This window comes from Pedobacter sp. AK017 (assembly GCF_014200825.1).
GTDB lineage: Bacteria > Bacteroidota > Bacteroidia > Sphingobacteriales > Sphingobacteriaceae > Pedobacter > Pedobacter heparinus.
In genome coordinates this window covers 62515-74854 of record NZ_JACHCW010000006.1, presented here as the reverse complement: position 1 = coordinate 74854, position 12340 = coordinate 62515, and the positions used below count along the sequence as shown (strand labels likewise).

6 protein-coding genes are annotated in these 12340 nt (G+C 43.2%); 1 reads left to right on the top strand and 5 read right to left on the bottom strand.

The window, feature by feature from the left end:
- Nucleotides 1-46 precede the first annotated feature (46 nt).
- The 5 genes from cslA to HDC92_RS09995 form a co-directional block, all read right to left on the bottom strand.
- Entirely contained in the window at nucleotides 47-2149 is a 2103-nt protein-coding gene (gene cslA / locus HDC92_RS10015; protein ID WP_183874212.1) for a chondroitinase-AC, read from the bottom strand.
- 16 nt (nucleotides 2150-2165) lie between these two features.
- Nucleotides 2166-3584, bottom strand: coding sequence for a sulfatase (locus HDC92_RS10010; RefSeq protein WP_183874210.1), 1419 nt, complete (start codon nucleotides 3582-3584; stop codon nucleotides 2166-2168).
- Nucleotides 3581-6673: a chondroitinase family polysaccharide lyase gene (locus tag HDC92_RS10005; protein ID WP_183874208.1), complete on the bottom strand. Its 3093-nt coding sequence runs from the start codon at nucleotides 6671-6673 to the stop codon at nucleotides 3581-3583. Before HDC92_RS10005 ends, HDC92_RS10010 begins: the two co-directional genes overlap by 4 nt.
- Before the next feature lie 65 nt (nucleotides 6674-6738).
- The gene (locus tag HDC92_RS10000; RefSeq protein WP_183874206.1) at nucleotides 6739-10863 is read right to left on the bottom strand and encodes a two-component regulator propeller domain-containing protein; all 4125 of its coding nucleotides are present in this window, start codon (nucleotides 10861-10863) and stop codon (nucleotides 6739-6741) included.
- 143 nt (nucleotides 10864-11006) lie between these two features.
- A complete protein-coding gene (locus HDC92_RS09995) occupies nucleotides 11007-11651 on the bottom strand; it encodes a hypothetical protein (protein ID WP_183874204.1) in 645 nt (214 codons plus the stop codon).
- A 164-nt stretch (nucleotides 11652-11815) separates the two neighbouring features.
- Between HDC92_RS09995 and HDC92_RS09990 the strand changes: the two genes are divergently transcribed.
- Nucleotides 11816-12334, top strand: a complete 519-nt coding sequence (locus HDC92_RS09990) for a methylated-DNA--[protein]-cysteine S-methyltransferase (protein ID WP_221270950.1) — start codon at nucleotides 11816-11818, stop codon at nucleotides 12332-12334.
- Nucleotides 12335-12340: the final 6 nt, after the last annotated feature.

The following is a 12340-nucleotide window of genomic DNA, read 5'->3' as shown; positions in this document are numbered from 1 at the left end:
GTACAGATTAATTTATATAAGGGTAATAATCAGTTAATATTGGGCTCTATTTCAGTTCAACCGTTGCACCTGCAAATTCCTGTTGCGGAAAATCAATTTTTACCCGATTTGTTTTTCCTGTTTTTAAATCCCTGATGCTCAATACTGCAGTCTTTTCTTTTTGCAATGGATCGGCAGCCCAAATTACCTGCTTGCCATTGATGTGCTTGATCAGCACTGCACATGGCTTATCTGTTTCAATTTCTATGCCCGCTACGCTTAATTTTCCAGCTGCATAGAAGATAGCCTGTACCATATCTAACTGCTGATGATAAACTGCCTGCAGCTGGTTGGTATTGGCAAGGACTTTCGGTGCCGTTCCATTATATTTTTTAATTTCTTCCGGCTTGTTTATTCCCGGCAAAACGATATAAGCATACTGCGCATTTTCTGGCCTGGCACCATGGTTGATCCAAAGCTTAAATACATCACCAGAAACTTCATCTTTTGAATGTGAATTGTTGATGTGGAACCAATTGCCTTTTTGCGACTGGGTACTCAGACTAAGGTTGGCCCCTTCAGGAAAGTAATAACCAATCGCATCGTGCAGCAACCAGAACTGTCCCTGTGCTTTAAACGTTGTTATTTTACCCCGGCCGGTTTTACCTGCAGTACTTATAACCGGGCCATTTAACCAGCTCTGGTTAAGGGTAGTGGTAATGTTTTCAGGGGCATTGCTGTTGATACCGGCACCAAGACATACAATCTCTTTGTCAAAAAAGAACCAGGCTTTCTTTGCCTGTAAGCTATCGTAATCCAATGCGTAGGCACTGGCCCCGTATACACCATCAGATACCCCTCCTGCAAAGTCATTGCTCCCCTGCTCTCCCCAAAGCTTCGTCAAAGGTCTGTCGGTTAAATAATCACGGCTGGTTATGCCAGGAATCTTGTCCCATTCCCATACCGGCATAATGTTATAGTATTCTGGTCCGCGCAATTGTATGTTAGTAGCCCCATCAGATAAATACCTGCCCAGCAGGTTTTCTTTATTGCCGGATTCACTGCGTCGGGTCCGCTTACTCACCATACGAACATTAAAAGAATAGGCAGGTCTTAAATGTTGCACATAATCACCATTCCAGAACTGATGGTGATAGGGCTCAATCTTATAGCCGGCCGCAACTGTGCTATCTGTCCTGGCTATCGCATCAGCCCATTCTTCAGTATGCTTAAGATCGATCATCTTCGCCACCAGCAACTTCTTTTTTTCTGCCTTTTTATTTAGAATGTCTGGCCGGCTTACTCCGCGGCCTTCTACGTTAAAATCCATATAACTTCCACGGATAGCTTTCAGATAACTGTCGCGGTAATACTTTGAAAATATAGCCAGTTTCTCGGTACTTAAAGCATAAGGGGTATCCCTAACGTAATTGGCAAGTTTCAGTACCCCGGTAATAAATACGGCACCGTAGCTCGATATCTGCAATTGCGGACCGTGCTGCAGGTAGGAATAATCGTATTGCAGGCCTTCCTCATAGTGTACAAACTGTACGGGATAAAACAGTTCTTTTACGGCGAAGGAAAGCAAAGCCTCATCAGACGTTAACAAAGCACGATAAAAGTAATGCAGGGCGATATCTGTTTTGTTGGCCCCCGTTTTCTTCTCCGGTTCGCCCCGCTTCATTCTTTCGGTCAATTTATGCACCAATGCTTCGTCAAGCGGCTTTTTACCGTAATGCATCAGGATCAGCATTTCACCAAGGGCCTGCGGAGTGGCAATTTCATTGTGCCACCAGTTGCGGCTTTTCGGGTCGCTGTCATACCAATACTTAAAAGCTTTGGAAATCTGGTCAAACACTTTATCGTCGCCATAATAGTGACTATCTTTTTCAATATAAGCCTGTATAATGGTTTCCAGTTGTAGCAGGTGGTTGTTTGGCAACCAATTGGTCATGGCATCATCTTTATAAGGCACATCCTTCCAGCTACCGTCAGGCTGCAGCGTATTCAGGTTCTTTTCCGCCACCTTATCCATATTGCGCAAAGGCTTTTTAAGGTCCAGCATCACCCGCTTCATAATCAGTTCTGCAGTACCGGTCTGCTGTGCCATAAGCAGAGCAGGACATAAAATAGAGAAAAAGACTATACAGGTTACAAATAATTTCTTCATGGATTTGTTTATTGGTTTAAGGGTACATTCTCTCCATCTCGCGGCCTGTAGTTTCCATACGGTGCTTCATGATCTGGTTCTGGTCGCCGTAAGAACTATACCAGTGCGGCTGGTCCAGTCCTTTTTCCCATTCAGCAAGTTTGACAAGCAGCTCTTTTACTTTGGCAGGATATTTTTCCGACAGGTTTTTAGTCTCTGAAAGGTCCTTACTCAGGTCAAACAACAATACATTCTGTACGGTGGGGCTTTCCTTAACCCGGATCAGCTTCCAGTTCCCTTCTCTCATGGCTGCGGCTACGCCTCTTCGCCAATATAGCGCCTCGTGGGGTGTCATTTTATTACCCGCACTTAAATAAGGAAGTAAGTTTACCCCATCCAGCTTTTTTGTACCCTTTTGTTTACCTTTTCCGGCACCAATGGCCGTAGGCAGGATATCTAATGAGCTTACCGGACGGCTATCTGTTTTATTTGCAGCAATATGTCCGGGCCATTTCATCATCATGGCCACACGGATGCCACCTTCCCATTTTGACCCTTTCATACCCCTTAACGGCCCGTTATCAGAAGAGTTTACTGTAGCGCCACCATTGTCGTTGATAAAAATGATCAATGTATTTTTATCCAGCTGATTTGCCTTAAGTGTGGCTATTACCTTACCAATTCCATCATCCAATGAGGTCATCATGGCTGCGTAGGCCCTGCGTCCGGTATCGGCTATACTTGCATAACGCTCCATCAGGTCTTTTTTCGCATTCATCGGCGTGTGTACTGCATTGTAAGAAAGGTACATAAAAAAGGGCTTGTCTTTATTTGCTGTAATAAAAGACGTAGCCTTATCGGTAAACATATCCGTCAGATAGGTAATTTCATTTTCCGGAACGATCTCTTTATTGTTGTACAAAGCATGTTCATTGGTTCTTTTGCCTTTATAGGAAAAAAAATCACGGTGCCCCCCTGTAAAACCATAAAATTCGTTAAAGCCCCTGTTTAGCGGAAAATGTTTAGGTTCATCACCCTGGTGCCATTTACCAATTGCAATGGTTTTATATCCATTTGCCTGCATTTCATTTCCAATGGTCTGTTCCGAAGGATCCATTCCTACATCAGTTATTTTATACCCCGGGGCCAAAACATTTGATGTATTGTGCTCAAAGCCAAAGCGCTGCTGGTAACGTCCGGTTAAAATTCCGGCCCTTGAGGGGGCACATACTGAAGCCGAAACATATGCATCAGTAAACCGCGTACCCTGTTTGGCAATGGCATCAATATTGGGTGTGGGAATCTGTTTACCACCATAACAACCAAAATCTACATATCCGGCATCATCGCTAACAATGACAATCACATTGGGCTTGGCCGCAGTTTTTACCTGTGCAGCACTAATACCTGTCCAAAGGGCCAGCAACAAAGTACTTATCGTTTTTATTCCTTTCATTTTACATTCTCCTTATTATTACTTTTAATTAGTTGGACAGATGACACCAGGCCATCTTTACAATTTATACTGACAAGGGTATTTCCGCCAGCCTGAGGTATTGCTTTTAATACTTTGTTAGCTGGATCTGCAGTCCAGCTGCCTTTGATCAGCAGCTTTACTACCGAAGGCTTGGAGGGTGATCTGTACCAGCTGCGCGAATAAATACTAACTTCTTCTCTTTTGCCGGATGGGCTAATCGGACTATCATCTGGCCCTTCATAAAAAGCAAGGTCAGGATCGGTGACCGACATAGACAAACTACTGCCCTCCCTATGGTACATGAGCAGACAGGGCCTGTTGTTGCCGATCAGCAGGGAATCATTCAACTGTTTGTTGCTGTTAAAAACAGCCATTGCGGTAAGTTGTTCCGGCGCATACCATACGGTATGGGCAATACTGTCTTTTCGCAGCACTTTATACAAAGGTTGTTTGCTTTGCATCAACGAGACCATTTTTTCCATTTCCTGCTTATCTGTTTTAACCAGCATGGCGTATTCGTAGCCTGCATTTACAGGTGCATTTCCATGTTCAAGTATTAATTTAGCAAAATTACCAGTAGTTTCACGTGTATCTTTCTGGTCTCTCGACAATTGTTTTGCTTTTGTAAGTAAAGCCGTTGTAGCATCTGGAAGATAATAACCAATACCCCGGTTATCTATCACACTTAAGGCTTTCCCTTTTTGTCCTTCTTCTTTATAGGGAAATGCAGTTACTACCCGCTCATTTACCACAACCGTATCACTGTTTTTTTTCAAATAGTTTTGAAAAAGGGTAGTTTGTGTAGGATAATCAGGGATAGTATTGCGAATATCCGAGCCCAGGCATACCACCAGGCTATCAAACATAAACCAGGATTTTGTGGCCCTGAAACTTCCCATATCATATTTATCATGTCCATGCAGTTTCATGGCAAACATACCTTGTTTTTTAAATGTGGTTCCTCCGGCAAAGCGCTCATCAGTGATCAGCATTTCTTCAATGCCACTAAAATCATCCGCATTTATGATGTTTGCCCTCAGCTTTGCGATAGGCACATGCAGGGTAGTAGTACCGGGGATGTTGTTCCAGTCCCAGCCTTCATCCCGAAAATTGCTGCCATCATCCGTTTTGGTTTCCGGAAAGAGCACCTCCAGCTGTCCATAGGCTACATACCTTCCAAATACATTTGCCCCAGGGTAGGATTCATTGCTGATCAGATAGCGGTTATGCCCCCTGATGGTCAGCAACCAGTCCTTCCTCCTGTGAATGTCGAAAAGGCCATAATTCAGGTTCCAGTGCCCGCTGCTGTAGCCAGCCGGTTTAATCTTAGCTGCTTTAAAAGCTGCAATCCACCTGTTTTTTTTGCCTTCATTCAGCTTTAAATAAATTGCCGCCATCAGGCTATCGGTTTTGTTTTTTCCGTCGGGTGTACCTGCCATGGCCATATAAGCATAAGGCAGATCGGCGATGCGCCAGCTGCCCGTAGGATGCCGCCCTGCCACACTAACCGGCCATTTAAATGGATGGGTATAATAATGCATCATCAGCAAACTATTCCTTAAACTTTCATGGGCCTCTTGGTCCATCCGGAAGCTTGTACCACTTAGTGCAAAAACGACTGGCGAAATGCCTGTATAACCACCAATTCCGTAGGCTGGGTACAGGTTCCCATGATGAAACACAGCCCCATCGGGTTTAAAGGCCCCTTCTATGGTATGATCTGGCTTAACATTTTCAGACAACCAATTGGAAAAACTATGCAGATAACGCAGTTTTTCGGGCGAATTGTCCATAATTAAAATGCTGGAAAGCATACTGCCCAGCAGTGTATTAAATACATCTATATTGGACGAAGGCAATGGCCGTTGTAAAGTACGGCCCAAACCACTAAACCAACTCATGCTCCGAAAAGTACGTTCCAGTTTACCTTGTCTTTTAATTACGTCTTTCATTAGCAAACAGGACGGATAATAGCCTTCCAGATTGTAACCATGGTGATGTAAAGCCCCCATCCCACTGCCATAGGCCCATCCCTGATCTTCAAGATGGTCCAGCATATCCATAAAAATATTTTCCAGCCGCAGCTTTTCTTTCGCATCAGTACCGGCATGAAAAGCCTGTGCTACCTGCAACATCAATTGTGTATACCGCTTAATGCCAGATAAGCGGTTGGCTTCCTTTACATTTTCTGCAGGTGATAAAGATACCAGTTCCGTATCGTTCATGGAATAGACCGGCCTGCCACTTATTCTGCTGCCTTCGCGGCGAATGTTCCAGTAGGCAAAACCTTTTTCTATCTCTTCAAGCATGTTTTTTACCAAAGTGCCTTTTACAGGCATGATCATGTCTATGTACCGACTGCTGATCAGCTCCAGGTCGAGCAGTTCCTGCCTGCTTACTCCTTCTGCAAGTGTTAAATAATGAGGACTATGGCTAAAATTATACAGTGCGTTCCAATGCGCATTGGCCGCTTTATCGGCATCGGGATTAATAAAGGGCAATTGTTCATCACGCATGGGGGAGCGGGGGTTGATGGTTACATCATACATCAGCTGATCTAAAAAAACAGTCCCGTTTTTTACGGAAGCAGGCGCTATGACCTGCATGGCATTCATTCCTTCAACAGGCTTACCCTGCATATCCCTGTGATACATTACCCATGCCGTACGCCAACCTTTAAAGTTCAGCTTAAATTCAAAACCAGAGGCGGTTTTAACTCCACTGCCAAACTGAAACAACAACTTGTCATTTATTGGTGTTTCATTGTATATCCAAACTACAAAAGTACTTCTCGGGTTGCCGGCAACCGCTTCAAAAGCTTTATCACTAATGTGCAACCGGCTTTTTTGTCCTGCTGTCCAGGACCATTTTACAGCTTGTTTGCCCAGCTTAAAATGCTGGTCGCTAAGCGATAATTTCCCATTCACAACCTGCCAGTTTTTGGGCAGTATATTTTCGCAAATATCGGTCTGCATTTGCGCATAACCATTTACAGTGATGCTGCAAATCAATAAAAAAACAAACAACAGGCGGTTCATATCTGGTCTTTCTCTGAAAATTGTGTTCATACAAGATCCAAATATTGAATTAATCTGCTTGGGCGGCGGGCGACAGATCGGTTCAAAAGGGGGTACTAATCTGTTTTTCCGTGATAATCTGAAGGAGCAACGCCAAATTGCTTGCGGAATTCTTTACTAAAATACTTTCTATCGTTAAATCCTACAGAATAGGCCACTTCAGCAATGTTCAGCTGATGGTCTGACAGTAACTGAGCTGCCCTTTTTAAACGCTGTGATTTGATAAAATCAGTAATGGACAAACCGGTAAGCGCTTTGATCTTTTTATACAGCACGGTCTGGCTCATTCCAATATCTTCAACCAGACTACCTACGTTAAAATCCGGATCTTCCATCTTATCCTCCACCAGCTGCATGAGTTTATTCAAAAACTTCTCATCCGGAGATTCAATTTCCAGCTTTCTGGGGCTCAGCATGATCTGCTTCATGTATTTTTGTTTCAGCCCTTCCCTACCCTGCAACAGATTCCTGATGCTCAGTTCCAGCACTTGTATGCTGAAAGGCTTGGTAATGTATACATCTGCTCCTGCCTCCAGTCCATCTACCTGGTGCAGATGTGAGGCCATGGCCGTCAGCATGATCACCGGAATGTGATTGGTCTTTTCTTCCTGTTTTAATTTTAAACAAAGTTCCAGTCCGTTTAATTCAGGCATGGTCACATCGCTTACGATAATATCAGGTACATTTTCAATTGCAGTTTCCCAACCTTGTAAGCCATTGATACTTTCCAGTATATGATAAGTATTTTGAAGCGACTGTACAATAAAACCCCTGAGTTCGTCATTATCTTCTACCACCTGGACGGTATATTTTTTCTCCGCAAGTACCTCCAGCCCGCCTTCTTCCATCGGTACCGGACCTTCTGTTACAGGAACATCTGTTACAGTTTTCATCAGCAGGGGTGTATCAGTCAGCTCTTCAGCCTTAAAATGAGCCTTTCCTAAAGACAATGTTACGGTTAAACTGGTTTTTCCTGGTTTACCTTCTGCTGCAGGTTCACTGAAAACAGTAAGCTCTCCTTTATGCAGGTCCACTATGTTTTTTACCAGGGCCAGGCCTATACCCCAGCCTTCAGCAGCAATAGTACCCGATTTTACCTGATAAAAGTTAGTAAATATCTTTGCCTGTGCATCCACAGGGATGCCGATACCCGTATCAGTAATCTCCACTTTTACCCGGTCATTTTCTTTTGTTAGGTTAAAGCTGATCTTTCCGCCATCGGGTGTATATTTAAAAGCATTCGACAGGATGTTAAAAAAGACCTTCTCCAGCTGACTGATATCATAATATGCCGGGATCCGCTCTTCGGGACTATAAAAACTATAAGTGATATTTTTAACCTCTGCGAGACTCTGATAGGCATTATAAATGTTACGGCAAAAAGCCACCAGATCATTTTCTGAGACCTGCAGACTGGCATTGCCACTTTCTATCTTTCTAAAGTCGAGCAGCTCACTGATCAGCCGTAACAACCGGTCAGTATTTCTTTTAATACCCAATAACTGCTGATTAACGGTGTCGTTTTCTTTAGTCAGCTGAATCAGTTTCTCCAATGGTGCAAAAATGAGTGTCAGTGGCGTTCGTATCTCATGCGAGATCCTGGTAAAGAAATCAAGCTTCATCTGGTAAAGCTCCTGCTGCCGTTCGTTGTTCAGGTGCTCATAATACAATTCCGATTCCAGCTTTTGCTGCCGCCGGGTAAAACGCAGTACAAAGTACAGCAAGGCACTGCCCGCAATAAAGTAAAGCAAATAGGCCCACCAGGTTTGCCACAGGGGTGGCAGAATACGGATTTCCATAGCGGTTGGCGTATTGTTCCATAAACCATCGTTATTGCTCCCTTTTACCAGCAGTTTATACTTTCCTGAAGGCAGGTTGGTATAGGTTGCAGACGGAATGTTGACGTAGTTCCAGTCTTTTTCAAAACCTTCCAGTTTATAGGCATACTTATTACGCTGTGGCTGGATATAATTAAGTGCCAGAAAATCGATGGTAAAAATGTTTTGATCGGCAGAAAATGTAATCTGTTTAGTAAAACTGATATCTTCTTTCAAAAGTTTATCCGGTCCGTTAATGGCTACTGGCTTGTTAAACAGCCGCAGACCTGAGAATACGGCTTTAGGCAAAGCTGTATTTTCTTTGATGTCACGTGGTGTAAAAGTCACCAGTCCGTTATAACTACCAAAATATAACTTGCCTGACTTATCCTTATAGGCCGAATTGATATTAAATTCATTAGTAGGCAAGCCATCCCCCGTATTGTAGTTCTTAAAAGTTTTTCTGCGCACATCAAACTTGGTCAGCCCCCTGTCTGTACTGATCCAGAGGTTACGCTCATTGTCTTCCAAAATGTCAATAATGTTATCGCTCGCCATACCATTCGCCCTGGAATAGGTAGTAAAAGAACGGCTTTCAGGATGGTATAAACTTAGGCCGCCACGTAACGAACCAATCCAGATATTCCCCCGGTGATCTTCCCTGATACAACTGATCTGATTAGACTTCAGGCTATCCGTATGACTACCCCTGAAAAAAACCTTGAACTGGGCAGCTCCGGGTGTTAAAAGATTCAGTCCTCTTGGTGTACCTACCCATACATTCTTTTTACTATCCTGATAAGCAAATCTGATATAACTGCTGCTGAGTTTTAATCCTTTGGTTGGTAAATCGCTGAGCAAGCTAAGTACTCCCTGCTCAGGATCAAAAATATTCAGGCCTTTTGAAGAAGTGCCCACCAGCAAACGGCCATGTTCATCTTCAGCAATGCTGCTCACGTAACCAAAACTCAGAGAGTTGGCATAGCGCGGATCATGCGGATAGTGTTTAAACTTACCGCTTGCCGGCATAAAAAGTTCCAGTCCACCCTGATATAGTCCGATCCATACCCTGCCTTTGCTATCCTTAAAAATAGCCTTAATCGTATTGTTACTTAAGCTACCAGGATCTCCGGGGTCATTTATATATTTTTTAAACAGCCCTGTTTTAAGGTCTAGATAATTCAGTCCCTGTCCTTCGGTACCAATCCAAAGGTTCCCCTGTGCATCCGCTTCAATCACACTGATGATGTCGCTGCTGATACTGTTCCGGTACTTGTTATATTTGTATACCGTAAAAGGAATGGTATTGTGATGGGTAACATTAACCCCTCCAAACATGGTACCTACCCATACCGAGCCCTGTTCATCTTCATAGATCTCTTTGATGGAATTGTCACTCAGGCTTTTCCGGCTATCGGAATCATGCTTATATGCCGTAAAACGGAATGTTTGCGGATCTAATATATTCAGACCATTCATTGTGGCTATCCATAGACTGCCATTTTTGGCCACCATAATTTTGCGGATGATGTTGTTACTTAAACCATCAGCAATAAGAGGGTTATATTTAAAATGGACAAAGGAACCCGATACCGGCACATAAAGGTTGAGCCCCTCGGTTTCCGATCCTATCCAGATTCTGCCCTGTTTATCTTCTGCAATGGCTTTTACTGAACTGCCACTAATGCTGTTCGGATCTGCGGGGTCATGACGAAAGGAAGTAAATGTATAACGCCCGTTTTTTAGTGTCATCATCGTCAGCCCTTCCGTAGTGCCTACCCATATATTTCTTTTACTGTCCTCAAATACAGTATATACCGAATTTCCCGCTATGCCATCCTTCTGATAAAACTTTTTAAATTTTCTTGAGGCCGGATTCTCCAGCATACTTAACCCCTTATTGGTCCCAAACCATACCTGTCCTCTGCTATCTGCCAGTATAGAAAGAACAATTTTATCACTGATGCTGTTTGGGTTTTTAGGTTCGTATGCAATCCTTTCAAAAGCATCCTTTTCGGGGATATAGCGGTTAAGCCCATTCTGGGTACCAATCCATAGGTTTTTTTGCCGGTCTTCCAGCAGCGCATAAATATAATCTTCCGCACTTATGGTGGCCGGATCATCAGGATCTGTTCTGTAGATCTTCACACCTTTACCATCATACCTGTTCAGGCAATCGCGTGTTCCAAACCACATATAGCCCCTGCTGTCTTTGCAAATAGACAAAACCGTACTTTGGGACAAGCCATTGCCAACAGATAAATGGTCAAATGAGAGCTGGGCAAATGCGGTATTGCCAAGCAACAGGAATAGCATAAATACCATCCATTTGGTTAATAGCTCTCTGGTTAAGTACCTTCTCATTGCGGGTTATAAAGATAAAGCAAAAAAAACATATCCAGGTACAACCTGTCACCTGCATGAAGAGTAAAAAAGCGACATAAAAAAAGTGTCCTCGGCCTAAGCCTCAGACACCCTATATTATTTTGTTTGGTTTGTTGCTGAAATTAATTAATTGAGACCAAATAGTTTTTGCTGAAGTCGGCAGCCGGTTTTACTTGATTCATTACCGTTTTAGTATAGTTTTTAGCAGCAGCAGGGTTAATATTTCCCACAATGGTCAGAAAAGTCAGGGCCGGTTTATTGATCTCATTGTAATAAGCATTTACATCGGCAAGGCTCAGTTTGTTCAGACTCGCTGCATTTACCGTTTCAGGAAAATACCTGTCCTGTGCAGTAAGGTGGGCAAGTAACTCAGCTTTTGCTTTGGCTAAAGCTGCTTCTGTAAACCCAGGTGCGTTGATATAAGCATACATTGTTTGCAGTACAGCTTCAAGGCCGGCACTTGTTGTAGCCAGGTTAAGGCCCTTATCGCTGTAGCTTAAACCTGCATCTAATGCAGTCAGTTGCTGGTTTAACAAAGTGGTAGTCACTTCCTGTACTGCAGCCTTTTCAGCTACATATACTTTTGCAGCTTCAAAGCTCAGATTGGCATATACTTTAGGTGTGGCCTGGTTTTCAGCAATGATAATGGTCATTCCATTTTTTAAAGTATAGCTTACCGGATCTTTCATTACGTCCGACTGGGCGAAGCCAGATGAGGTACCGATTAAAAGTGCAATTGCAGTTGTAGTTGTTTTTAAAATTTTCATGATAGGGATATTTAGTTTTATATTTTAATTAATTGATGGGTCAAAAATAGATCGGCCCAATAACCCCTGAAATGATGAATAGGCAGAAAGGCAATTTCACCCGATGAAATGGTAAATCAGCAAGACGGGTTTTACCGGCTGTTTTATGAATTATACTTATCTTTATGAAAGAAAAGAAGTCCATGAAATATTACCATAAAATCATAAAGTCACCTGTAGGAGAATTAAAACTGGTTGCAAGTGACCAAGGCCTTGCAGCAGTACTTTGGGAAAACGATGATCCTAAAAGGGTGCCAATTGGCGAAAGTACAGCAAGCAGCAACAACCTGATATTACAGGAAGCAGAAAAACAACTGAACGAATATTTTGAAAAAAAGAGAACCGTATTTACAGTTAAGCTGGATTTTTCAGGCACGCCATTCCAAAAGAAAGTATGGGAAGCTTTATTGAACATCCCTTTCGGGGAAACCCGTACTTATGGTGAAATCGCCAGGGAGCTGGGTGACATAAAAGCAGTGCGCGCCGTAGGTGCTGCCAATGGTAAAAACCCGATTTCCATTATTGCACCCTGCCACCGTGTAATAGGTGCATCGGGTAAGTTAACCGGCTTTGCTGGTGGACTTGACAACAAAGCCCGTTTACTTCAGATGGAAGATTCAAGAAAAAACCCAACACTCTGGTAATTAAAC